The organism is Natrinema thermotolerans (assembly GCF_031165565.1).
GTDB lineage: Archaea > Halobacteriota > Halobacteria > Halobacteriales > Natrialbaceae > Natrinema > Natrinema thermotolerans.
In genome coordinates this window covers 3,384,024-3,407,576 of the sequence record NZ_CP101873.1, presented here as the reverse complement: position 1 = coordinate 3,407,576, position 23,553 = coordinate 3,384,024, and the positions used below count along the sequence as shown (strand labels likewise).

Sequence of the window (23,553 nt, the reverse complement as noted above, 5' to 3'; positions counted from 1 at the left end):
TACGCGACGGGGAGGCGAACACGAGAGTAGTGACACAACTATGAACATGCAGACGCGGAACGATCCGTTCATCCTCATGGCAGGGGTGTACCTGACGGTCGGCCTGCTCGCCGCGATCGGAACGCTGACCGTCGAGGCCGGACTCCTCGAGCCGCTCCCCCGCCTCCGGTGGGTGACGGTTCACTTCGTTACGATCGGCGGGCTGACCCAGGCGGTGTTCGGTGCCCTGCCGGCGTTCGTCGCGGCGCGTTCGACTCGCCGGCGATCGTCCGCCGGCCGAAGCCGATGGCTGCAATGGGTGTCGGTGAACGCCGGCTATCCGCTGCTGCTGGTTGGGATGACGAGGGGGTCGACGATCACCGCTGGGGCCGGAGCGGTTCTCGTCCTCGGCGCGCTCCTGTCGTTGCTGGTGACGGTGTTTCGACTGCCGTCGTCGACCGTGGCCGCCGGCTCGGCGCGGTACTTCCGAACGGCGCCGTGGTTTCTGGTCGTCGGGATCCTGGCCGCGCTCGGTATGCTGTTCGGCGTTCACGGACCGGGGGGTTACTTCGGGTCGCTCGAGGCGCACGTCCACGCCAACGTCTGGGGGTTCCTCGCGCTCGTCGTCGCTGGCGTCCTCCTGACGGTACTCCCGGAACTGCTGGGGACCGACCGTCGGTTCCCCCGCGCTCGAGCCGTCACGTACTGGGGACTCACGATCGGCGCGGCGGGGCTGGTCGTCGGGCCGTGGACCGCCCGGCACGAACTCACGATCGGCGGACTGGTGATCTACGTGGTCGGGACCGGCGCGCTGCTCGCGTCGGTCGTCGGGACGTACCGGCACAGCGATCGCCAGCAGGACAGCCGGATCGCGCTCGTGTTGGGCGCGTATTTCTGGCTGCTGGTTCCGGTCCCGATCGCCCCGTTCGTGTTGCTGTTCCCGACTGCCGTCCCGGCCGCCGCGATCGAACGCGCGGCGATCAACGGACTCGTCTTCGGCTGGCTGTTGCAACTGGCGATGGCCTTCCTCCCGGTCGTCGCGGTCGCGGCCAGACGGGACCCGGCTGCGTTCGTCGACGCGATCGCGGCGGCGGCCGAGACGGCGCCGCAGCCGTCCTGGTGGCAGGTCGGGAGCGCGAACGCGGGGATGCTCCTCCTCTGGTTGACGGCCGTGCCACTGGCCGACGGCGTCGCATCGCTTCTCACGCTCGGCGGCTATCTCCTGCTCGCCGCCGCATGGGCGGCGTTCGTCGTCGATCTCTGGACGGCCCTCGCGGGCGAGCGTTCCGTCCGGCGACGGCTCGAGGAGACCCCGTTCGGATAGCCCACCATACTTGTATAATATTGGGAATTTTGGAAAATACTTTACGCACGGCGACCCTACCGCCGAATATGAACGAGACGTTCGTCGTTATCGGCGGTGACGCAGCGGGAATGAGCGCCGCGAGCAAGGCAAAGCGCGAGGATCCCGACCGAGCGGTGATCGTCTTCGAGAAAGGGGAGTGGGTCTCCTACGCCGCCTGCGGGATGCCCTACTACGTGAAAGGCGCGGTCGACGACCTCGACGATCTCGTTACCGTGACGCCCGAGGCGTTCAGGGAAGAACGGGACATCGACCTGCGAACCGGCGCGGAAGTCGTCGACATCGACCGCGAGGGACGGACGGTGACGGTCGAGGCCGACGACGGGACGTACGAACAGTCCTACGACGACCTCCTCGTCTCGACCGGTGCGAGCGCGATCGAACCGCCCTTCGACGGCCTCGACCTCGAGGGCGTGTTCACGATCCACGACATGGACGAGGCCGACGCCATCGAGGACTACGTCACCGAGGAGGGCCCGGAGACCGCCGCGATCGTCGGCGGCGGCTACGTCGGGATCGAGATGGCCGAGGCGCTGTCGGCCCGCGGGGCCGACGTCCACCTCTACGAGATGTTGCCCCACGTCCTCCAGCCGTTCGGCGAGCCGGTCGCCGAGGTCGTCGAGGACCACCTGCGCGAGCAGGGGGTCGATCTCCACCTCGAGACCGCCGTGTCGGGGTTCGTCGGCGACGAGCGGATCGACGGGGTCGAACTCGAGGACGACACCGTCGACGCGGACATCGCGATCGTCGGCGTGGGCGTCGCCCCGAACGCCGACCTCGCCGAGTCGGCCGGGATCGAACGCGGGCCGACTGGCGCGGTCGCGACCGACGAGTTCGGTCGGACGAACGACGAGAACGTCTACGCGGCGGGCGACTGCGCGGAGTCGACCCACGTCGTGACCGGGGAGCCGGACCACGTGCCGCTGGCGCTGACCGCCAACCGCGCGGGCCGGGCGATCGGCCAGACCGTCACCGGCGATCCCATGCCGGTCGGCGACATCGCGGGGACGGCCATCGTGAAGGCGTTCGAACTGGGGGCCGCCCGAACGGGAATCGTCGACGAGGAGCGGGCCCGCGAGGCGGGCTTCGATCCCGCTTCGGTGACGATCTCGGCGTCGTCGCGCGCGCACTACTATCCCGACGGCGCGGAACTCACCGTCACCCTGCTGGCCGATCGGGAGAGCGGCCGGCTGCTCGGGGGAAGCGTCGTCGGTCGCGACGGCGCGAAGCGGATCGACACGGTCGCGACGGCGCTGACGGCCGACATGACCGTGACCGAACTGCAGAACGCGGACCTGGCCTACGCGCCGCCGTTTAGCCCCGTCTGGGACCCGATCCTGACGGCGGCGAAAGTCCTCTCGGGGAACCTCGAGTGACGGCGATGACCGACGAACTCGAGGCGTTCGTCGCCGACCGCCGCGGAGAGCTGGCCGCCCTCGCGCTCGATCTGCTGGCGATCGACACGGCGAACCCGCCGGGCGACACGCGCGAGATCGTCGCCGTCCACGCGATCGACGAGTACACGACCGTCGACGCGCTCGTCGGCAACGCGACGATCTACGCGCGCCTCCCCGAACGGTGGGCGGCCGCGGCCGACGGGGCGGACGTCCGGCCATAGTGGCCACTGACAGTCGTTGCCCACCCGACCGCACGGCAGTGTTGCGATCGGTGTGGCAACCGTTTCAGTGGCTACGACAGCTCGCCGGAACTCGGAAGTCGAGAAACGTTTAAGGGTGTTCTGTGCGTACTTGTGGACATGAAGCACAATATCGGAACGATGGACCGGAACGTCCGTGCGGTCGGCGGTGCGGTACTGGCCGCCGTCGGCGTCGCAACGCTCGTCGGCGCGCTCGAGTTCGGGACGGCAGTAGGTGCCGTCGCGCTGTTGATCGGGGGCGTCCTGGTCGGAACGGCGCTGACTCGAACCTGTCTCCTGTACCGGATTCTGGGCGTCGACACGTCTTCGTAACCCCACCCATGGACGCGGAACGATTTCGAAATACGGGCCAGCCCGACTGGGACTGGTGGGGCAGACTGTGGCCGACGCCGGGGGCGACGCTCCGTCGTCTGGGGATCGCCCCCGGCCTGACGGTCGCGGAAGTCGCCTGCGGGAACGGCTACTTCGCGCTTCCCGCCGCCCGGATCACGGCTCCCGAACCGGTCTACGCGCTCGACCTCGAGGAGTCGCTGCTCGAGGAGTGTACCCGCCTCGCCGAACGACAGGAAATCGAGAACGTCGTCCCCGTTCACGGCGACGCGCGGCGAATGGCCCGATTGCTCCCGGAGCGGGTCGATGTCGTCCTGCTCGCGAACACGTTCCACGGTATCGACGACAAACGGGCGTTCGTCGAGGAGGCGGCGGAGTCACTCCGACCGAGCGGGCACCTCGCCGTCGTCAACTGGCACGATCGGCCACGCGAGACGACCACCGTCGCGGGCGAGCCGCGGGGACCGCCGACCGACCTGCGGTTGCCGCCCGACGACGCGGCCGCTGCCGTGCTAGACGGCGGGGCGTTTTCCCTCGTGGAGCGGATCGAACTCCCACCCTATCACTACGGACTGCTGTTCGAACGGACGACGGGCGGATCGACGACCGACTGACGGTGACCGAGACCCAGTGTCAAGACGCGTCCGACCGCCCATAGTAGTATTTCGCCCCACACCCAATATTATTACCACACGAGTCCGTAGGAAGTAGTATGCAACCGAGTACGACGACGACACCCGCCGAACTCAGGGCGGATATCCCCGCCCTCCAGCAGGGGACCTACCTCAACTTCGGCGCTCACGGGCCGAGTCCGAAATACGTCGTCGACGCTGCCGACGAGTTCGTCCGCGAACACGAGTACGAGTCGCCGATCGGGGACCACCCCTACGAGACGGCGTTTCGAGCGTTCGACCGCACTCGAGAGCGGGTCGCGTCGTTCGTCGGCGCCGACGCGGACGAGATCGCGCTCACCGAGAGTACGACGGCCGGGATCAACGCCGTCGCTAACGCGATCGACTGGCAGCCCGGAGACGTCGTCGTGCGGACGGACCTCGAACACCCCGCCGGAATCCTCCCGTGGCAACGCCTCGAGCGGGACGGCGTCGAGGTTCGCGTCGTCGAGACCGAGGCCGGTCGCGTCGATCTCGAGCGCTTCGCCGAGGCCGTCGCGGACGCCAGCGTCGTCTGCTTCAGCGCGGTCACGTGGACCCACGGGACGCGGCTTCCCGTGGCGGACATGGTCGATATCGCCCACGACGCCGGTGCGCTCGCCCTCGTCGACGCCGTGCAGGTCCCCGGACAGTTGCCGATGGACGTCCGAGAGTGGGGTGCCGACGCGGTCGCCGCCGCCGGCCACAAGTGGCTGCTCGGGCTGTGGGGCGGCGGCTTCCTCTACGTCGCCCGCGACGTCGCCGAGCGTCTCGAGCCGCGGACGGTCGGCTACCGAAGCGTCGAGACGCCGTCGGCCGACCCCTACGAGTACGCGGCCGGCGCGCGTCGGTTCGAAGTCGGATCGGCGAACCCGGCACCGCACGTCGCGCTCCGGGAAGCGATCGACGCGATCGACGACGTCGAGACCGAAGACCGCGTTCGCCGTCTCGCCGGCCGACTGGCGGACGGTGTCCCCGCCGACCGCCTTCTCAGCCCGTCGACGCCGGAGTCGGGGCTCGTGACGATCGATGTCGACGACCCGGCGGCGACGGTCGAGCGGCTGGCCGCCGACGGGATCGTCCTGCGGGACCTCCCTTCCCCGAACGCGATTCGGGCGTCCGTCCACGCCGTCAACACCGAGAACGAAGTCGATCGGCTGCTCGAGTCCCTGCAACCGGAGTGGTAACGGAATCGCCCGCTCACACGGACCGTCGTCCCGAGTTCGCAGTGTAACCGCAGGACGGTCGCCGTTGCACCGGAACCGCGGACAACGGTCCGTATGAGACCGGACCAAAACATCCGTGATCCGGGGGCAGCTGCCGCCCCGAAGGGAACCGACTTCCGTCTGATCCGTGTCACGGCTGTTGCCGGGATCTTTCGATAGACGGACCAGAGGGGCTTTTTCGCCGACGATCCAAGGATACCTGTGTCCCGGCCATCTCGAGAGATCGTACTGGCTGCCATTGTACTCGTTGGCACCGTCGGACTCGGTGGCCTCTTCGTCGGTGACGCCGATCCGGCGCCCCCGGAACCGGCCCCGTTCGACGAAACCGTTTCTGTAGGACTCACGCTCGAGAACGAACAGCGACTCGACGAGAACGTCACGCTCCCGCGAGCGCAGGCGTTTTACTCGCAGTATCAGTACGTCGTCGGCTACTACGGCGTCGAAACGTTCGTCGAGGCCCAGCGGCAGGACGGACACGAACAGCGCTTTGGCTATCCGCTGGCGGTGTACGTCACCGACTACGGCGACGCGGCGGTCGAGTTGAACGAGGAGGGATATCCGGTCACCAACCGACAGCTCCCGTGGATCGACGCCACTGACGCGTGGTTCGTCGTCGGCAGCGAGGCCCGAGCGCCGTCGGGCGAGACCGTCGTTTCGTTCGCTGACCGAGCGGACGCGGCGGCGTTCGCGACGGCTCACGGCGGCGAGGTGTATTCGTGGGACGAAACCCTCGAGCAGTCGTTCGACACCGACGACGTGACCGGCGTCCGCGACCGCGTTTCCGAGCAGGACCGCCGTGCCGATGCGACCGTCGAGTCGACGCAGGCCCGCACCGATCGGCCGGTCTCGACCGTCGTCGGAGCGGACGCCGAGGCCGTTCGGGAGCGCATCGACGGGGATCCCACCAACGTCACGATCGTCGATACCGTCCAGGCGGGCATCGACGAGGCCCCCGCAAACACCACGGTTCTGGTCTCCGAGGGGACCTACGAGGAGACCCTCGAGATCGACCGGCCGATCACGCTCGCCGGGGACGGAACGCCGACGATCAGCGGCGACGGCAACGGCTCGGTCGTGACCGTCACCGAACCGCGGGTCGGGATCCGTGACCTCGAGATCACCGGCGTCGGGCCGCTGACCTCCGGTGCCGAGGACGTCCCCGGACAGGCAATCGACGACGACGCCTGGGACGAGAAGTTCCTGACGTACTACACCGGTGCGGACGCCGGGATCTCGGCCCACGTCGCCGCGGGGCTGTCGGTCGAGAACGTGACGATCGAGACGCCCTCGAACGGGATCATCCTTCGTGAGAGCCCGGAGACGGTCGTTCGGAACGCGACCGTCCGCGGCAACGAACGGTGGGAGGACGGGTTCGCCGGAATCATGGCGTTCCGGTCGCCGGGCGTGATCGAGGAAACGACGATCGTCGACGGGCGGGACGCGATCTACGCGTACCGATCCGAGGGGATCGTGATCCGGGAGAACACGATCGACGAAAGCCTACTGGGAATCCACTTGATGCACACCGACGGCACGCTACTCACGGACAACCGACTGAACGGCGTCATCGATACGGGGATCTACGTCATGACGGGGCCCGAGCGGAACGCGGTCGTCGGCAACGAGATCAGGGGCTCACAGGTCGGCGCCTACATCGGCGGTTCGGACACGTACGTCGCCGAGAACGTCCTCGAAGCCAACGACGTCGGACTGGAGCTTGCGGCGTCCGGCTCGATCTACGAGCGAAACGTCTTCGCGGGGAACCGGGTCGGGGTCAACGATCGGGTGATACTGCCGACGAACCGGGTCGTCGAGAACGACTTCGTCGGCAACGACGACCACGCCACCGCGGGCGCCGGACCGTTGCGCGTCTGGACGTACGACGGTCGCGGGAACTACTGGCAAGGGGCCACCAGTATCGCGGACGGCGACCCGCCGTCCCGGTCGTATTCACCGACCGACACCGTCGACGGCCGGATGCACCGCACCGACGGGGCAGCGACGCTCGCCCGAGCGCCGGCGCTCGACGCGCTCTCGGGGTTCGAAGCGTCGGTGTCCGGAATGCGGACGGGTAGTGTCACCGACACGGAGCCCACGTGCGAACCGAACAACCCGGAACTGCTCGAACGGACCGAGTACGCCGATCGCGCCAGATCCTGCGACGGCTCACTTACGATCGAACCATGACGACAGCCCAACCCCTACTCGAGGCATCGAACGTCGATTTCGCGTACGGAGACGTGACCATCCTACAGGACGTATCCGTCCCCGTCCGACCGGGCGCGGTGACGGCCCTGATCGGTCCGAACGGGACCGGAAAGACGACGCTGCTTCGCACGCTCGCCGGACTCCAGGAACCCACCGGCGGGTCAGTCGCGTATCACGGGCCGGCGGCCGCCCGCGAGGTCGGGTATCTCCCTCAGCAGCCCGAGTTTCGGCCCGGGTTCTCCGTCCTCGAAACGCTCGCGTTCTACGCGTCGCTCGTCGGCGGTGGACGCGACGAGGCGATGGCACGACTCGAGCGCGTCGGACTCGAAGACGCCGCGACGCGTCGGGTCGAGGCGCTTTCCGGGGGGATGACGCGACTCGTCGGGATCGCACAGGCGACGATCGGTGACCCGCCGCTGGTCGCCCTCGACGAACCCGCGTCCGGACTCGATCCGGGGATGAGCAAGCACGTGTTCGCGGTGGCCGACGAACTCGCCGCCACCGGAACCGCGGTGTTGGTGAGTTCGCACGATCTCGAACTCGTCGAGCGGACGGCCGACGAGGTGGTCGTCCTCGACGACGGCGCCGTCGTCGAACGCGGGAGCCCGACGGCGCTTTGCGATCGCCTCGGCGTCGAGTCGCTCGAGGACGTCTACGAGTCGTCGATCACCGGCGACCTCAGTCGCGTTCGGGTTCAGGGTGAGACCGCGTGACCGGCACGCCACGCTCGGTCCGCGACGACGACGCGACGACGGCGACCGACGACGAGACCGACTTCGAGCCCTCAGGGTCGGCCGACCGTGCGCCGAAGCCGACCCGCCGGATCGAACGCGTCGTCGTCCGCGAACTCAGAACCCTCTCCCGGACCCGGACGTTCGTCCTCCTCGGAGCGGCGTTCGCAGCCGTCCTGCTGGGAATCGCGTGGGTGGGTGGCGGCGTCGGGGCCGGCTACGTCCCGACGATCGTCGATCTCCTGACCCCGCTCGAGTTGCTCGTCCCGATCGTGGCCGTCGCGTTCGGCTACCGGGCGATCCTCGGCGACCGCCGACGGGGCGAACTCGACGTCCTCGAGACGTATCCGATCGCACCGCGCGAACACGTCGTCGGCGTCTTCGTCGGCAGGGCCGTCGGGCTCCTCGGGACGGTCGTCGCGTCGCTTCTGCTCGTCGGCGGCGCGGTCGTCGTCGGTCGCGAGGAACCGTTCAGCCGGTACGCGTCGCACGCCGGTGCCGACTCCCCGCTCCTGTTCGCGCGGTTCGTCGTGTTGACCGCGCTGTTCGCGCTATCGATCCTCGCCGTCGCGATCGCGATCTCGGCGCTCGTAAGCGGAACGCGAAGCGCCCTCGCGCTGTCCGTCGTCGCGCTGGTCGTCGTGTTGGTCGGGCTGGATCTCGCGCTCGTCTACGGCCTCGCAAGCGGCTATCTGGGCGAGTCGTCGCTCGTCTACGCGCTCGCGGCGAGCCCGCTCAGCGCGTACCGCGGGCTCGTCTTCGAAACCGTCGTCATAACGGCGGCGGGAACCGGGCCACAGACGGCCTCGCCCGCGGCGAGTCTGGCGGGGCTCGCGGTGTGGACGATCGGGTCCCTCGCCGTCGCGACCGGCGCGATAAATCGGTAGCCGTCGTTTCGAACGCGGTCGTGGGGTCGGTCGCTACATCATCGACATCACGAGGTCGCGACTCACGTCGCCGTGTTCGTAGAGATCGCCGCCGTGTTCCGACTGAAACGCGTCCGCGTCGTCGGAGTCGGAAAAGCCGATCATCGACGGCCCCATCGCGCCCTCGACCTCGCTGTCGACGACCAGCGTGAGGTCGGTTATCGGCGCGAAGTCGTCCGCCTCGACGTGGCTGGTGATTTCGGGCGCGTCGCCGTCGGTATCGATCTCGTAGTCGACGCTCGAGTAATCGGTCGCGTAGGTCACGCTCGGCTCCTGATCGTCCTCGTGTTCGAACGTGAACGCGTACGTACAGAGGGAACTGCAGAACTGTGCCGGACGGTCTTCGTCGAGCAACGCCTCGGCGTCGTCGTAGAACGCTTCCCCGACCGGTCCGGGGTAGTCGACGATCGGCATCGTGCAGTTGTCACAGTTCGTCCCGTCCTCGATCGTGACCGGGTCGGGACCGCTCGCCTCGTCACCGTCGAGGCACCCGGCCAGCGCGGCCAGTCCGGTGAGGGCCGATCCGGCGAGGATCGTTCGACGCGGCACGCTTCGTTCGCCGTCACTCCCGTGGTATTCGTCCATGTGCGTCCTTGGGTAGCGACCGATAAGTGGAGTCTGGTCCAATCGACGAAACAGTGTGCAGCCGTCCGCACGGAACCACCACGAGATCGACGCCGGCACCGCGCTGTTGCTCGGCTCGATCGTGGTTGCCGTTCGCGAGACCGGGGGCGTACCGGGAACGCTGGAACCGCGAGACGGCCAACCCGGCGATCGCACTCGGTGCAGCACTGCTCGTCAGCGGGCCGTCGTCTACGGCGGCCTCACCATGCACCGGTCGCAAGCGGGCGCGCCGTCACCGGCCACGGAATCGGATGGCAGACTTGTCCCAAGTACACACAAACGCTCCGAAAAAGGAGGCCGTCCGAGGCGCTCGAGCGTTCGGAACTGCCGGACGATCGGCAGTCGACCACGTCGTCACCGGCGACCGTCAAGCAACCGGCGGACGAGTCGGTGTGTCTCGGTCGTCGCCGAGGCCGGCCGCACGCCAACGGAGTTGCCTCGTGACGGCGAACGGTGACGGGCCACAGATCGCCGGGGATCAGTACTCGGGTCGCTGAGCCCGAATGACATCCGCGAGCTGTTGTTCCTCGTCGGCGATGAGTTCCGTCAGATCGTCGGCCGTGATGATGCCGACGAGCTGGTCGCCGTCGCTGACGGGGAGGCGGCGCACGCCGTGTTCGGCCATCAGATCCGTCGCCTCGTAGAACCCGCCGTCCCGTTCGATCGTACAGGGATCCTCGGTCATTACGTCCGTTGCCGTCTGCTCGGCGTCGGCCCCGTCGGCGAGGACGCGCACAGTCAGGTCGCGGTCGGTTACGATACCCACCGGCGCATCGTCATCGGTGATCACGATACTCCCGACGTTCTCCTCGTCCATCATCGCCGCGAGTTCGGGGACCGACGCGTCGGGTGCGGCCGTTACGACATCGCTGCGGGCTAAGTCATCGATCGGCATGAGGACACCGGATAGGCCGACCACGCGAGACGTCTTAGTCTCGGGGCCCAAGTGTGACGACGGCGGACTCTCTCGTCGGTACGACCGTCACGCGACCGTACTCGAGTCCTCGACGGTCGCGCTCGAACCGATCGCGAGCGGGCCGTTTCCGGCGGGTTTCTTGTGCGTTGCTGACGTGTCTCCCGTATGGGAACGCACGTACTCGTCCCGTTGGACGGCTCATCGCAAGCGTGGGCCGCGTTCGATCACGCGGTCTCGAATCACGACGGCGGGCGAATCACGACGTTACACGTCGTCGATCCGATGGCTGGCGTCTACAGCGACTACGGGGGCGGCGGCTACTACGATCCACAGATCCACGATCAGGCCGTCGAACGGGGCAACGAACTCGGCGAAGACGCGCGCGACCGAGCGGAGGAAGCGGGAGTTCTCGAGACGACCACGATCGACACCGCGGTCGAAACTGGACCGCCCGCTCGAACGATCGTCCAGTACGCCGACGAAAACGACGTCGATCACATCGTCATGGGAAGTCACGGTCGGTCCGGCGTCACTCGTGTCCTGCTCGGAAGCGTGGCCGAAACCGTCACTCGGCGCTCCCCAGTCCCGGTGACGATCGTTCGATAACGGAACACGCCCGTCGCTTACACTGTCGGACAGGAGCCTCTACGAAGTCGGTCGCCAATTCGCGACCTACCGGCGACGGCCACAGCAGAGCGCCCGATCTTCACGTCGTTCTGCCCAACAGCGTTACCGTATCACACGGACTGCCGTCCGTCAGTTCCGACGAGACCCGACCGTCCCGCGATTGCACGGGGAATCGGGACAGTTGCCCGTATGAGCCGTTGATGGACGTCCGCTCGCTACGCATCGGTCCGGACCTCTTTCCGCCCCGTTATCTCGTCCGGATCGAGGCTGAAATAGCGGAACGTCATCTCCCTCGGCGGTCGCTCGAACACGTCGACGATCGGGATCTGGATCCCCCACATCCCCTGAATTTCCGTCGATTCGTACGGCGCATCGGCCGTATCCGAAAGCCGTCCCGTAGCGACGACGCTTCGCCAGCCGGTGTCGGTCTCGTCGTGTGTCACGAAGGAGACGGGGTTGTCCACGAGGTCCTCCTTTCTGCTGTCCTGTGGGATCGAGAGTCGATAGTAAAACCGCTTCACGTCCGCGCTGTACCCGTACGAGACGGGGATCGAAACCGGTGGTTCGTCGGGATCCGTGGCGAAGGAGATGACGCCGGTCCCGCCGCGACCGAGGAATTCGTTTAGTTCGTCCTCGCTCAGTTGCAGCCATCGAGGGTCCTGCATACGGTCCCCGACGATGCGCTGGCTAAAAGTCCCCCTATTATTGGAGGCCGTACTATCACGGGAACGGGAACGTCGCCACCGACCTGCCGGGATCGTCTCGTAGCCACTGACAATCGTTGCACACCCGACCGCACGACAGCGTTGTCATTCGTTTCAGCGGCTCCGATAGCGGCGGCCAAGCGTGTCCCGAAGCGAGCCGATCGGCCGCGAGACACGCCCTCGAGTCGGTCGAACCCCGTCCCGGTCGTCGAGGGTGCCTGTGCAGGGACGATACCTATCAACGGGCTCGCAGTATGAGTCTTGCAAGGTGAGTCCAATGGTGACCCAACTATCTCCCGAACGGCTCGCGGAGATGATCGACTCGGACGAGTCGTTCACGCTCGTCGATACGCGCCCCGAAGACAGTTACGAGGGGTGGCGGATTCACGGTGCCGAAAACGTCCCGTTCGACCCGCGCGACGAGTTCGGTGACGAGAAAATCGAGCGCATCGAGGCAGCGAGCAACGGCGACTCGATCGTCGCGATCTGTGGGAAGGGGCTCACGTCGACGCCGTTCGGGTTCGAACTCGAGCAACGCGGCTACGACGACGTGGCCGTCGTGAAAGGCGGGATGGAAGACTGGAGCAAGGTGTACGAGGTCGTTCCCGTCGAGACGGCAAACGAGGATCTCGTCGTCCTGCAGCTACAGCGCCGGGCAAAGGGCTGTCTCGGCTACGTCGTCGGCTCGACGGCCGCCGAGTCGGCGGTCGTGGTCGACCCGACCCGACAGACGGATCAGTTCAAGATCGCCGCTGAGGAGGCCGGACTCGCGATCGAGCGCGTCCTCGATACCCACGTCCACGCCGACCACATCTCGGGCGGGCGAAAACTGGCGACCGAGCTGGACGTTCCCTACCATCTCGGCGAACGTGCGAGCGAGCGGGGCGTCGAATACGACTACGAACCCCTCGTCGACGGCGAGACGATCGCCCTCGGCGACGTCGAAATCGAGACGCTACAGACGCCGGGACACACGACCGAGATGGTCAACTATCTCGTCGACGGTGAGGCGCTGCTGACGGGTGACACGCTGTTCGTCGAGTCCGTCGGCCGGACGGAGCTTCAGTTCGGTGACGAGGACGCGGCCAACGGCGCCGAACTACTGTACGAATCGCTCCACGACACCGTTCTCGAGTTACCGGACGAGACGCGAATCCTCCCGGGACACGTATCCGTCACGGCGGACAACCGATACGAGGTCGGTTCGCCGGGCGAACTGATCGGCGCTCGTCTGGGCGATCTCCGCGACGATCTCGAATTGCTCGGATTGGACGAAGACGAGTTCGTAGATCGGATAGTCGAGAACGACCCGGAAAAGCCGCCGAACTACGAGCGCGTACTCGAGATCAACACGGGGACGGAGCCCCCCGAGGACGAGTCCGAGGCGACGGAACTCGAACTCGGCCCCAACAACTGCGCGGCCTGATTCGCCGGCGAGCGTCGGACACGGGATCACTGCCAGACGGTGTCAGCAGGCGACTCCGTGGCCGGTTTCACCCGTTCCGTTCAGTGTGGTACTGCCACAGTGGATAGCGGACACTCATTGCTGTCGGAGCCGCTGGATCGGATACACTGATCACAGCGTTGTCGTGCGATTCGGTGCCATTGACTATAGAGGTCTCCCTCGACGCGTCAGCGACCGAGCCGAAACTGACCGAAGTTCACGGAACGGAGGACACGGCGAACGTCCGACAGCGCCCTTCAGATCTATTTTTCAGCCATGAGATCGGCGTGACGACTTTATACCGGGTTGGCGAACCATTCGTCATGGCCGACCGAATTCTCGTTCCCTACGACGGGACGCCGCAGGCGACGGAAGCCCTCGAATTGACCTTCGATGAATTCCCGGACGCGACCGTCATCGCGCTGTACGTCATCGAGATACCCGACGGGCGGTGGGCGCAACTCCTGGGACCGGAACTGCAAGTACCCGTTTCCGAAAAAGCGGAGGAACACGCAGCCGATGTCCTCGAGACAGCGACGGACCTCGCAACCGAGTACGGTCGCAGTCTCGAAACGAACATAGTCACGGGCGAACCGGACGACCGCATCGTCGCGCAGGCGGCGGAGGAATCGGTCGATCTGATCGTCATCGGCAGCCACAGCAAGGAGGGGGTCTCCCGCGTCCTGCTCGGGAGCGTCGCGGAAACCGTCGTTCGACGATCACCGGTTCCCGTTCTCGTGGTCCGGTAGTGGCGACCGGAACGCGCCACGACACGAGCGGAGATCGTGGTGCCGTACGCTTAGAACCGCGGTGTTACAGGGACTCGAGAACCCGCTCGAAGCGCTCGTACGCGTCGTCACCGATCGGGTCGAGGTCGTCGTTCTCGGTGACGCCGATCAGCCGTCGCGGGTCGACGGCGCTGACGACGACGCCGCCGTCATCGTCGTAGACGACGACGTTGCAGGGGAGTACGGTCCCGAGGTCGAGGTCGTCCTCGAGTCCCCGATGGGCCAACCCCGGATTGCACGCGCCCAAGATCCGGTACCGTCGGAAGTCTTCGTCGAGTTTCTGCTGCAGCGTCTCCCGAACGTCGATGTCGCAGAGGACGCCGAATCCTTCGTCCTCGAGGGCGCCGATCGTTTCCGCGACGACGTCGTCGAACTCGCCGTCCGTTCGCGTGCGAAGCGTGTCGGACATAGTAGACGGTCGATTTCGATCGTGATCGTCGTTGGGGTAGCAACGGCAAGCCCGCAGGGCTCGCGTCGGTTCGGGGGAAGACAGTAGTCCGTCCGTGGAGACTGTACTCCTATGAGTTCTCGTCGTCTCCCGCGAGCGGTCGCCGCCCTGCTCGGGCTCGTGTTGCTCGCCGGACTCGGATACGCCCTCCGGTGGCGGTCGAACCCGTCACCGTGTCCGTACGCTCAGCGCAACGCGATCGATCTGCCGCGTCCGGTCATCACTCGCTCGAGGCTGTGTGACGTACTCGAGCCCCGGCCCGGAGAACGTCTTCTCGAGGTCGGGCCGGGAACGGGCTACTACACGGGGACGGTCGCGCGGGCGGTCGAGCCGTCGGGGACGGTACACGCCGTAGATGTCCAATCGGAGATGGTCGAACACCTCCGGACGCGGACGCGAGCGGCGGGTAACCTGCCCGTCGAACCGGTCCGCGGCGACGCACGAGCGCTTCCGTATCCGGACGACACGTTCGATGCCGCGTATCTGGTCCTGGTCCTCGGCGAGGTTCCCGACCAGGAGCGGGCGCTCGACGAACTCGAGCGGGTCCTCAAGCCTGACGGCCGACTCGTCGTCGGCGAATCGCTCCCCGACCCGCACTTCGTCGGGTTCGAACGGCTACGACGCCGCGCCGAACGACGCGGATTGACGTTCAACGGTCGCGTCGGGACGCGAGCGGGGTATTTCGCCCGCTTCGACGCGAGTGCCGCGGAGCGGCCGCCTCGTTGAACGAACGGTTATTAGGTATATGCACAAAACTACTCGTACCGAACCGAACGGGGTGGAACCGGTTTTCACCCCGCCGCCAATCCCGAAGACGGCCACGCATGTACTTCTCACAGCCGTCGAACCACGTACTCCGTGTAACGGGAGTGATCGCCCGAGAATAGCTGCCACTATATTGTACACTATGTACAAAACCTTTAAGCGGTGTCGGTCCATACGTAGTGGTGATGGCAACTGATGCACGCGACGACGTTTCGGCACGATCGCTCGACGAACCGCTCTACATCGACGGGAGAAGCCACCTTGAGGACGTCACGGCGGAACACGACGTCGTTCTCGTGGACTTCTACGCCGACTGGTGTGGCCCCTGTCAGATGCTCAATCCCGTCCTCGAGAAGCTGGCCGACACGACCGACGCCGTGATCGCCAAGGTCGACGTCGACGAACACCAGCAGCTCGCGGGGTCGTTCGGCGTTCGTGGCGTGCCGACGCTCGTCCTCTTCGCGGACGGTGAGCAGGTCGAACAGCAGTCCGGCGTGTTACCGGAAAACCGACTCCGAGCCCTGATCGAGAGATACACCGAATGAACGAGGCAACCGACGCGACCGCGGACGTTCGTAACGTCGTGATCGTCGGCTCCGGCATCGCCGGTCTCTCGGCGGCCGTCTACGCCGCGCGGGCCGACCTCGAGCCGCTGGTACTCGAGGGACCCGAACCGGGCGGCCAGCTGACGCTGACGACGGACGTCGAGAACTACCTCGGCTTCCCCGAGGGCGTCGGCGGGATGGAACTGATCGGGAACGGCAAGGACCAGGCCGAGCGCTTCGGCGCCGAATTCGAACACGGAACCGTCGAGGACGCGGCGCTCGGAGACCGGCCGTTCGAACTCGACCTCTCGAACGGCGATCGGCTGCGAACGCGTGCGCTGATCGTCGCGAGCGGCGCGAGCGCTCGCTGGGTCGGTGCCGAAAACGAGGCCGAACTGATGGGGTATGGCCTCTCGACGTGTGCGACCTGCGACGGCGCGTTCCACCGCGGCGACGACGTCCTCGTGATCGGCGGCGGCGATTCGGCGATGGAAGAAGCGCTCTTCCTCGCGAAGTTCGCCGACAGCGTGACCGTCGTTCACCGCCGAGAGGAACTGCGCGCGTCCGAGATCATGGCCGACCGTGCCCGCGACAACGAGACCATCGAGTTCCGCTGGAACACGGAACTCGAGGCGCTGCGGGGCTCCCAAGAAGAAGGTGTCACCGGCGCGACGCTCGTCTCGCACCCCGAGGGCTATCCCCTCGAGCAAGCCGCGAACGGCGCCGACGTGACACGCGAGACGGTCGACGTCGGCGGCGTGTTCTACGCGATCGGCCACACGCCCAACACCGACTTCCTCGCGGGAACCGCCGTCAACCGCGACGAGAGCGGCTACCTCCACACGCGAACCGACGACGCCGGCCGCGCGACGACCGAGACCGCGGTCGAAGGCGTCTTCGCCGCCGGCGACGTCGCCGATCCGAACTATCAGCAGGCGATCACCGCCGCCGGAACCGGCAGCATGGCGGCCCTCGACGCCGAAGCGTACCTCGACACGCTCGAGCGGACGACGGCGCCCGCGCTCGAAGTCTCGCAGTAGTCGTCCACGTCACTGGTAGAGTTCCCTCGCGCGGGTTGGCACGCGTATTCAACGGTGAATTTTCCGGTATTTCGACGACGGCGAGGATGGGGTCCAGTCCGACACCGACTCGACACGGTGATCCGCGGCCATCGCGTGCGGATCGGCGCGATTACTCCTCTTTGATCCGGCTACCGCCCGGCGGCATGAAGTGCTGGATCCGGTCCGGGCTGGCGATCTTGCGGACGAACGACTCGTCCTCGAAGCGCTCGCGGAACCGACGGTAGAGTCGCTTTGCCGTGTCCGCCTGGGCGTACTGCCCGGGCTCGAGTTCGATCGTCGTCTCCGTCCGGTCTTCGATGGCCGACGGCGGGCCGCCGATCACTCGCGTGTAGGGCTCACACTGGATCCCGACCGCCGCGCCGACCGGGGTATCGCGGTAGTAGGTCCGATCGCCGCGGATCGCGAACCCACCCTTCTCCAAGTACTCGCCGCTCTCGGGGGTCTTCGAGACCTGATCGGCGTCGACCGCGTAGACGTCGCCCGCGTAGCGGCCGTCCTTCCAGACCGAGGCGTACGAGACCGCGAACTGGGCCGCCTCCTCGATGCTCGACTCGGGGAGTTCGATGTCGCTCGAGGAGGCCTCGCTCGGGTCGGTCGCCTTCAGCACGGTGACGGGACCGCCGTGGGCCTGCGTGTGCAGGACCTTGTCGCCCGGCTCGAGGTACTTCTTGACGATCTCCTCGTTCTGGTCGGCGTTGCGGCCGCCGATCACGAGGTAGTCGTCGCTGGTGTGGAACCAGCGGAAGCGATCGAACCAGGGCTCGTTTTCGCGGATCGGAATCGAGGGGTCGGCGAGCCAGTCCCGTTTCGGCCCTTCGTCGTCCGCCTCGTCCTCGTCGTCGCTCGCGGCGTCCTGGGCTTCCCACTCGTCGCGGCGTCGCTTGGCGTCTTCTAAGTCCTCGCGGGTGTTTTCGATGGCCGCCAGCGCGCCCTCCTTTTTGTCCTCGACGCGTTTGGCCTCGGTGTAGAGCCGGTCGGCGTTCTGTTCGACGCCCCGATCGGCGACCAGTTCGATCCGCTCGCCGTCGAGGTCGACGGTCACGGTCCCCTCGCTGCCGTCGACGTCGATGACCGCCTCGGCGGCCGCGATACCGCGGTCGGCCCCCTCCTCGAACCGTTCCCGGATCTCGTCCCAGGCGCGGTCCTGCTCGCGGGCCTGCTGGACCGTCGAGAGGATCTCGTCGACGAGTCCGTACTCGGCATAGAGCAACTCCGCCCGCTCGCGAAGCTGCTCGGCCTCCTGCTCGAACCCCTCGATCGCTCCCTGCTGTTGCTCGATGATCCGCTCGTGTTTGGCGATCTCCGACTCGAAATCCGGTCGCTGGTCGGTCGGGTCCGGCTCTTCCTCCTCCTCGAGTTCGAGCCGGAAGAAGTAGTCGTCCAGGGCCGACAGGAACGAGTCGTAGCCCTCGGCGGGCAGGTCCGCGTGTTCCTCGAGCGGGAACGGCGTGACGTCGACGACGGGACCGTCGCCTGCGTCGGTTCCGTCGCTCTCGTCGTCCCCGTCGGCCTCGTCGTCGCCCGCGAAGTAGAGCCGCGGATCGAAGTTACCGTTGCGGATGTCGAGCGCGAGCCGTTCGATGGCCTCGTAGATCCGATCGTAGACGTCCTCGTCGGCGTCGTCGATGTCAAGCCCCTTCTCGACGCCGGCGCGGGTACAGATCTCCTCGGCGTAGAGCCCGCCGAAGTTGAGTTGGGTCGCCAGCGTCCGGACCACGTCGGTGTCGGAGTCGTCCATCTCGTGGTCGAACGCCTCCCGGGAGACCGTCAGTGGGTTCGTCCGGGTATCCGGGAACTCATAGCGCGAGCCCGGGACGACCGTTCGGGACTTGAGTCGGACGGTCTCGAGGCAGTCGATCACCTCGTACTCGCCGTCGGTGACCGCGACGTTGCCCTGCCCGAACAGTTCGACGATGATCCGGGTCGTGCCGTCGTCGCGCTCGAAGACGAACTCGAGGATGCGGTCGAACTCGTACTGTTCGACGCCCGCGAAGTCGGCCCCCGACAGCCGGTTCCGGAGCATCATCGCGAACTGGGGCGGCCGGCCGGGGGCGTCGGGCACCCGCTCGGGGGCGACCGTGTGGGCCCGCTTGACCTCGCCGACCTCGAGGATCAGTTCCAGTCGGCCCCGGTCGAAGTCCCGCATCTTGAGGCGGACGAGATCGTCGCCGTAGAGGTAGGCCTTGTCGACTTTCGCTCCCTCGTAGGTGCCGAGTTCCCCGACGAGGGCCGCGAGGTCGACGCTTGTCAGCTCCCGCTTCGAATCCATACTACACACTGCCCGGCCCGGTCAAAAAGGGATGTCGCTCCGGAGACGGTCGATCGCGTCGGCGAGCGTCCGCGAGGACGGTCGACAGTTCCACCCGTCGGTCGCTGTCGGAACATCTAATCCCCGCGGGCACTCAGTACGGGGCATGTACGAGGCCGTGGGTGGCGTCACCCGTGAGTCGAACGCGCGACTGCGAGGGGGCACTGACCGAACGCGGACGGTCACGAACGGGGGGGCGACCCGATGAGCGCGGGCGAGGAACCGCCCTGGACCGACGTCTCCCGGTTCCCGGACTTTCTCGATCATCTCGAGCAACAGGGCGGTGCGACGGTCCGCGGGATCGTCGACCGGATCGATGCCGACGTCGACATGGACGGTGTCGTCTATCACGATCGGGGCATTCGCTCGCCGGGCTACGACGCGACGTTCGTCCCCGAGCCCGAAGGTGAGCGACTTCGGCCCGCGTTCAGCGTCGAACTCCACACCGTCGGCCCCCGAAGCGTCTGGGCGGTCTTCGACGCGACGCTCTCGTGGGACTTCTATCTCCTTCAGGCCGAGGGGATCGCGGCGATCGCCTGGGTGAGCGACGAGGAGTACAACACCGAGGAGTCCGGGATGTTCCTCTCGAAACACGACGCCCTCGCCGCCGGCCGGTTCTCCTTTGGCACGTTCATCTATGCCGACGAGGACTGGCAGGAACAGCTGGAACTCATCGAGGGAACCGATACGCCCGCCTTCCTCCAGCGCGACGACGGCAGCACGCTCGTGCCGACCAGTCAGGACGATTTCTACAGCGTCGTCAACTCGACGCCCCAGGAGTTCCGGACCAACGGCGGCGGTGCGCCGCCACATCTGGGACTGCTCGAACTCGAGGTTTCGATCGACTGAGGACGGGCGCCGCGGTATCCGACCGCAACCGTTTTCGAGCCGGCCTCGGAGGGAATCCGTATGTCGTCGCTCGAGGAAGTCGTCGTCGTCGCGACCATCGCCGGCTGTACCACCGGGCTCGGGGCGTTACCACTCCTGCTTACCGACCGAATCAGCCACCGCGTCTACGACGGGTCGCTCGGCCTCGCAGCCGGCATCATGGTCGGAGCCGCGGTCTTCGCCCTCGTGTTGCCCGGCCTCGAGATGGGGTCGCCGCTCGAGGTTACCGCCGGTCTCCTCGCCGGCGGCGGCTTCCTGCTGGTCGTCAACGCCGTTCTCCCGCACTTGCATCTCCTCTTTCGCGGGGAACGGGTCGAAGGGACGGGACCGAAATTCGACCCCGCCGGCGAGCTACCGTCGGCCGAGGCTGACGGCGACCTCGAACCGCTCGGCGACGACGCCGACGACCTGCGTCGCGCCGCACTGGTCGGCGGCGCCGTCACCATCCACAACGTCCCCGAGGGGCTGGCGGTGGGGATCGCCTTCGCGAGCGGCGAGACGGCGCTCGGCCTCGCCATCGCGACGGCGATCGCGGTCCAGAACGTCCCCGACGGGTTCGCGATGGCGGTGCCTGCCGTCCGGGCCGGCGTCTCCGCCCCCCGAACGCTCCTCTATACCACGCTCTCGGGCGGCGTCCCCGAACCGATTGCCGCTGCCGTCGGCTTCTCGCTCGTCGCGGTCGTCTCCGGGCTCTTCCCCCTCTCCGCCGGCTTCGCCGCGGGGGCGATGATCGCCGTCGTCTTCCGGGAACTGGTCCCCTCGAGCCACGGCCACGGCTACGCCGACACCGCGACGGCGACGTTCGTCCTCGGCTTCGCGGTCATGCTGCTCGTCGACACCGTCCTCGCGGTCTGACCGGGTGTCTCGTCCACCGGCCCACGGGTCAAAGGAAACATACGTCACCGGAGCCACACGAACGTATGGTTTCCCGCGAAAATAGCGTCCTCGCCGTCGCGTTCGCCCTCTGTCTGGCCGCCTTCCTGCTCGGTGCAGCCCTCGGCCTCGAGGGACCGATCTACGCGTTCGTGGTGGTGATCGCGATCCCGATCGTCGGGCCGCAACTGTACCTGGCGGCCACCGGCGACGAGGCGGTGCCGGCGCCGACTCGGATCCGGACGGCCCTGCTGCTGGGCGGCGGTCTCTGTCTGCTGTTCGGGACCGCCGGTACCGACGCGGAGCGGCGGCTGTTCTGGGGGATCGGGACCGGATTCCTCCTGACGGCTCTCGTCTACGAGGTTCGGACGGGATACCTGCGCGAAATTGCGAGCCGCTGACGGAGCGGCCGTACTGATCACGGCAGCGTGGCGTCACCTTGAACGAGCTGCGAGAACGGAAACCGAGCGTGCCGGTGTCGCTCTAGGGGGAGTCGAGCGATGGGATGGGTGCCGGCGCGCTCGCGGGACAGTGCGGTGTGCCGCTGTCGGAGTGGGATGGGGGGTGGAGGGGATGACAACGGTGCCGACGATTGTCGGCACGCGAGTATACGACATATAGAATAATAAATTTTTCGAGTTCAGAAGATGAACTATTTCCGCAGGGAAAATGCGAAGCGCGACGCGATTTCGTGTCTCGATTCGTCGCAGTCGGGAGTCGGAGCGGCCGGCAGCGGTCCCGATCGACTCTCGAGCGGGTCCGGCCACACACGAACGGCCTAGAGACGTTTGCTCACGTACGGGCCGTCCTGATGGTAGCCGAGTTTGTTCCGGTAGTACTCCCGCGCGCCGATGCCGGAGATAACGCTCAGTTTGTCGTAGCCGGCGTCGGCCGCGAGGTCCTCGGCGCGATTCATCAGCCGGCGGCCGTAGCCCTGATGCTGATGTTGATCCGTCTCGCTCTCGTCGCCCATGGCGACCTCGGAGCCGTAGACGTGCAGTTCCCGGATCAACGCGGCGTTCTCGAGTTCCGGGCGGACAGGGTCGTTGGGGAACCGGAGCCTGCAGAAGCCGACCAGCAGGTCCTTCTGGAAGTCCTCGAAGGAGATGAAATGCTCGGTGCCGCCGCAGGCCTCGTAGCGCATCACGTCGAGGTCGACGTTCTCGGCGTCCTCGTCGTTCATCCCCGCTTCGCGACAACGGATACAGTCGCAAGACCAGCCGTGGTCGTCCATGCGCTTGCGGGCGAGCTGGCGGAGATTGGACTTCCAGACGCCGGCGTCGATGAAGTCCGCGGGGATGTCCCGCTGGACCCGCTGGAGTCGCGTGTACCGGGGAATCATGTCCTTGATCTCGGCGATCAGCTCCGCGGCCTCGTCGTTGCCCAGCGGTTCGAACTCGCCGTTGTGCCACCAGTCGTAGGTCGCCGTTCCCCGGACGATCAGCGTCGGATAGATCTTCAGGTAGTCCGGCTTCCACTGCTCCTGCTCGAAGAGCCGCCGGAAGTCCTCGAGACACATTTCCTTGCTCATTCCGGGCTGGCCGGGCATCATGTGGAAGCCGACCTTGAACGCCGAGTCCCGGAGCCGCCGGTTGGCGTCGATCGACGCCTGCGCGCCGTGGCCCCGGTGCATCTCCCGGTTGATCCGCTCGAAGGTCGTCTGGACGCCGACCTCGACTTTCGTCCCGCCCAGCTCGAGCATCCGGTCGATCTGTTCCGGATCGCACCAGTCGGGCTTGGTCTCGAAGGTCGTCCCGATGTTGCGAACGTCGGCCGTCTCGTTCTCGGCGATGACGTCCTCGAGGTACTGCCACTCGTACTCCTCGGGGTCCTCGGCGAAGCTGACGCCCTGGGCCGGCTCGGGCTCCTTGTCGACGTCGTAGTCGTTCATCGCCTCGAGGGCGCGCTTGACGAACCACTCCTGATAGTCGTGGCTGCGAGCGGTCATCGTCCCGCCCATCAGGATGAGTTCGACCTTGTCGACGGGATGGCCGATCTGGCGCAGCTGCTCGAGTCGGAGCGTGACCTGCCCGTAGGGGTCGTAGTCGTTCTGGACGCCGCGGGCAGCGGCGGGCTCCTCGCCCGTATAGCTCTGGGAACTCGAGAACTCCGAGTCGGGGCCGCCGGGACAGTAGAGACACTTTCCGTGGGGACAGCGCTCGGGCGAGGTCATGATCGCGACCGGCGAGACGCCGGAGGCCGTTCGGACCGGTTTGCGCTGTAACACCGCTTCCAGGTCCTCGCGGTGTTCTTCGGGCGCGTAGTCCAGTAGCTCGGAGTTCTTCGGCACCTTGGGTGCCGAGTGTTCCGAGCAGGCCTCGAGCTTCGCTTTCTCGACCTCGTCGCGCTCGATCTCGCCGGCGAGGATCCGCTCGACGAGCGTCTCACAGACCCGCTCGAACGCTTCGGTTTCGGTCGGTTCGGGCGTCTCGGTACTCACTACGTACGAATGGTCGCCGTTCGCGAATAAG

Annotated in this window: 24 protein-coding genes; 18 read left to right on the top strand and 6 right to left on the bottom strand. The window is 66.7% G+C overall.

Going from position 1 to position 23,553, the window contains the following annotated elements; genetic code table 11:
- Positions 1 to 40 precede the first annotated feature (40 nt).
- The 9 genes from NP511_RS17445 to NP511_RS17405 all read left to right on the top strand — a co-directional run bounded on the left by NP511_RS17445 (position 41) and on the right by NP511_RS17405 (position 9,031).
- Positions 41 to 1,303 carry a heme-copper oxidase family protein gene (locus NP511_RS17445; RefSeq protein WP_136396900.1) on the top strand — a complete coding sequence of 421 codons (1,263 nt, stop codon included), beginning with the start codon at positions 41 to 43 and terminating at the stop codon, positions 1,301 to 1,303.
- A 68-nt stretch (positions 1,304 to 1,371) separates the two neighbouring features.
- Complete coding sequence (locus NP511_RS17440) at positions 1,372 to 2,718, top strand: FAD-dependent oxidoreductase (RefSeq protein WP_049966474.1); 1,347 nt, start codon at positions 1,372 to 1,374, stop codon at positions 2,716 to 2,718.
- A gap of 5 nt (positions 2,719 to 2,723) precedes the next feature.
- Positions 2,724 to 2,960, top strand: a complete 237-nt coding sequence (locus NP511_RS17435; protein ID WP_084158334.1) for a hypothetical protein — start codon at positions 2,724 to 2,726, stop codon at positions 2,958 to 2,960.
- 138 nt (positions 2,961 to 3,098) lie between these two features.
- On the top strand, positions 3,099 to 3,311 hold the full coding sequence (locus NP511_RS17430; RefSeq protein ID WP_049966472.1) for a YgaP family membrane protein: 213 nt from the start codon (positions 3,099 to 3,101) through the stop codon (positions 3,309 to 3,311).
- Between the two features lie 8 nt (positions 3,312 to 3,319).
- Entirely contained in the window at positions 3,320 to 3,943 is a 624-nt protein-coding gene (locus NP511_RS17425) for a class I SAM-dependent methyltransferase (RefSeq protein WP_049966471.1), read from the top strand.
- 98 nt (positions 3,944 to 4,041) lie between these two features.
- Entirely contained in the window at positions 4,042 to 5,166 is a 1,125-nt protein-coding gene (locus tag NP511_RS17420; RefSeq protein ID WP_049966470.1) for an aminotransferase class V-fold PLP-dependent enzyme, read from the top strand.
- Positions 5,167 to 5,406: 240 nt separating this feature from the next.
- On the top strand, positions 5,407 to 7,392 hold the full coding sequence (locus NP511_RS17415; protein WP_049966469.1) for a NosD domain-containing protein: 1,986 nt from the start codon (positions 5,407 to 5,409) through the stop codon (positions 7,390 to 7,392).
- On the top strand, positions 7,389 to 8,126 hold the full coding sequence (locus tag NP511_RS17410; RefSeq protein WP_049966468.1) for an ABC transporter ATP-binding protein: 738 nt from the start codon (positions 7,389 to 7,391) through the stop codon (positions 8,124 to 8,126). The genes NP511_RS17415 and NP511_RS17410 overlap by 4 nt, the downstream gene beginning before the upstream one ends.
- Positions 8,123 to 9,031, top strand: a complete 909-nt coding sequence (locus NP511_RS17405; protein WP_049966467.1) for an ABC transporter permease — start codon at positions 8,123 to 8,125, stop codon at positions 9,029 to 9,031. The genes NP511_RS17410 and NP511_RS17405 overlap by 4 nt, the downstream gene beginning before the upstream one ends.
- A 33-nt stretch (positions 9,032 to 9,064) precedes the next feature.
- On the opposite strand, the gene NP511_RS17400 is transcribed toward NP511_RS17405, so the two are convergent.
- The gene (locus tag NP511_RS17400; RefSeq protein WP_049966466.1) at positions 9,065 to 9,655 is read right to left on the bottom strand and encodes a nitrous oxide reductase accessory protein NosL; all 591 of its coding nucleotides are present in this window, start codon (positions 9,653 to 9,655) and stop codon (positions 9,065 to 9,067) included.
- A 517-nt stretch (positions 9,656 to 10,172) separates the two neighbouring features.
- Positions 10,173 to 10,589 (bottom strand): CBS domain-containing protein, encoded by a 417-nt coding sequence (locus NP511_RS17395; protein ID WP_049966465.1) that lies wholly within the window; start codon positions 10,587 to 10,589, stop codon positions 10,173 to 10,175.
- A gap of 186 nt (positions 10,590 to 10,775) precedes the next feature.
- On the opposite strand from NP511_RS17395, the gene NP511_RS17390 reads away from it, so the two are divergent.
- Positions 10,776 to 11,216 carry a universal stress protein gene (locus NP511_RS17390; protein ID WP_049966464.1) on the top strand — a complete coding sequence of 147 codons (441 nt, stop codon included), beginning with the start codon at positions 10,776 to 10,778 and terminating at the stop codon, positions 11,214 to 11,216.
- A 236-nt stretch (positions 11,217 to 11,452) separates the two neighbouring features.
- Here NP511_RS17390 and NP511_RS17385 read toward each other — a convergent pair whose 3' ends face one another.
- Positions 11,453 to 11,902, bottom strand: coding sequence for a pyridoxamine 5'-phosphate oxidase family protein (locus NP511_RS17385; protein WP_049966463.1), 450 nt, complete (start codon positions 11,900 to 11,902; stop codon positions 11,453 to 11,455).
- Between the two features lie 316 nt (positions 11,903 to 12,218).
- On the opposite strand from NP511_RS17385, the gene NP511_RS17380 reads away from it, so the two are divergent.
- Positions 12,219 to 13,367: an MBL fold metallo-hydrolase gene (locus NP511_RS17380; protein WP_049966462.1), complete on the top strand. Its 1,149-nt coding sequence runs from the start codon at positions 12,219 to 12,221 to the stop codon at positions 13,365 to 13,367.
- 341 nt (positions 13,368 to 13,708) lie between these two features.
- Positions 13,709 to 14,134: a universal stress protein gene (locus NP511_RS17375; RefSeq protein ID WP_049966461.1), complete on the top strand. Its 426-nt coding sequence runs from the start codon at positions 13,709 to 13,711 to the stop codon at positions 14,132 to 14,134.
- 64 nt (positions 14,135 to 14,198) lie between these two features.
- On the opposite strand, the gene NP511_RS17370 is transcribed toward NP511_RS17375, so the two are convergent.
- Positions 14,199 to 14,582, bottom strand: coding sequence for a DUF302 domain-containing protein (locus NP511_RS17370; RefSeq protein ID WP_006650497.1), 384 nt, complete (start codon positions 14,580 to 14,582; stop codon positions 14,199 to 14,201).
- 111 nt (positions 14,583 to 14,693) lie between these two features.
- On the opposite strand from NP511_RS17370, the gene NP511_RS17365 reads away from it, so the two are divergent.
- The 3 genes from NP511_RS17365 to NP511_RS17355 all read left to right on the top strand — a co-directional run bounded on the left by NP511_RS17365 (position 14,694) and on the right by NP511_RS17355 (position 16,971).
- Positions 14,694 to 15,347: a class I SAM-dependent methyltransferase gene (locus NP511_RS17365; protein ID WP_049966460.1), complete on the top strand. Its 654-nt coding sequence runs from the start codon at positions 14,694 to 14,696 to the stop codon at positions 15,345 to 15,347.
- Between the two features lie 224 nt (positions 15,348 to 15,571).
- Positions 15,572 to 15,931 carry a thioredoxin gene (gene trxA / locus NP511_RS17360; protein ID WP_049966459.1) on the top strand — a complete coding sequence of 120 codons (360 nt, stop codon included), beginning with the start codon at positions 15,572 to 15,574 and terminating at the stop codon, positions 15,929 to 15,931.
- Positions 15,928 to 16,971 carry an NAD(P)/FAD-dependent oxidoreductase gene (locus tag NP511_RS17355; RefSeq protein ID WP_049966458.1) on the top strand — a complete coding sequence of 348 codons (1,044 nt, stop codon included), beginning with the start codon at positions 15,928 to 15,930 and terminating at the stop codon, positions 16,969 to 16,971. Before trxA ends, NP511_RS17355 begins: the two co-directional genes overlap by 4 nt.
- A 151-nt stretch (positions 16,972 to 17,122) precedes the next feature.
- Here the strand turns inward: NP511_RS17355 and rqcH are convergent, their stop codons facing one another.
- Positions 17,123 to 19,282 carry a ribosome rescue protein RqcH gene (gene rqcH, locus NP511_RS17350; RefSeq protein WP_049966457.1) on the bottom strand — a complete coding sequence of 720 codons (2,160 nt, stop codon included), beginning with the start codon at positions 19,280 to 19,282 and terminating at the stop codon, positions 17,123 to 17,125.
- A 243-nt stretch (positions 19,283 to 19,525) separates the two neighbouring features.
- Between rqcH and NP511_RS17345 the strand changes: the two genes are divergently transcribed.
- The 3 genes from NP511_RS17345 to NP511_RS17335 all read left to right on the top strand — a co-directional run bounded on the left by NP511_RS17345 (position 19,526) and on the right by NP511_RS17335 (position 21,483).
- Complete coding sequence (locus NP511_RS17345) at positions 19,526 to 20,170, top strand: hypothetical protein (protein ID WP_049966456.1); 645 nt, start codon at positions 19,526 to 19,528, stop codon at positions 20,168 to 20,170.
- 60 nt (positions 20,171 to 20,230) lie between these two features.
- On the top strand, positions 20,231 to 21,064 hold the full coding sequence (locus NP511_RS17340; RefSeq protein ID WP_049966455.1) for a ZIP family metal transporter: 834 nt from the start codon (positions 20,231 to 20,233) through the stop codon (positions 21,062 to 21,064).
- A gap of 65 nt (positions 21,065 to 21,129) precedes the next feature.
- Positions 21,130 to 21,483, top strand: a complete 354-nt coding sequence (locus NP511_RS17335; RefSeq protein ID WP_049966454.1) for a hypothetical protein — start codon at positions 21,130 to 21,132, stop codon at positions 21,481 to 21,483.
- Between the two features lie 377 nt (positions 21,484 to 21,860).
- On the opposite strand, the gene NP511_RS17330 is transcribed toward NP511_RS17335, so the two are convergent.
- Positions 21,861 to 23,522, bottom strand: a complete 1,662-nt coding sequence (locus NP511_RS17330) for a tRNA uridine(34) 5-carboxymethylaminomethyl modification radical SAM/GNAT enzyme Elp3 (protein WP_049966453.1) — start codon at positions 23,520 to 23,522, stop codon at positions 21,861 to 21,863.
- Positions 23,523 to 23,553 lie beyond the last annotated feature (31 nt).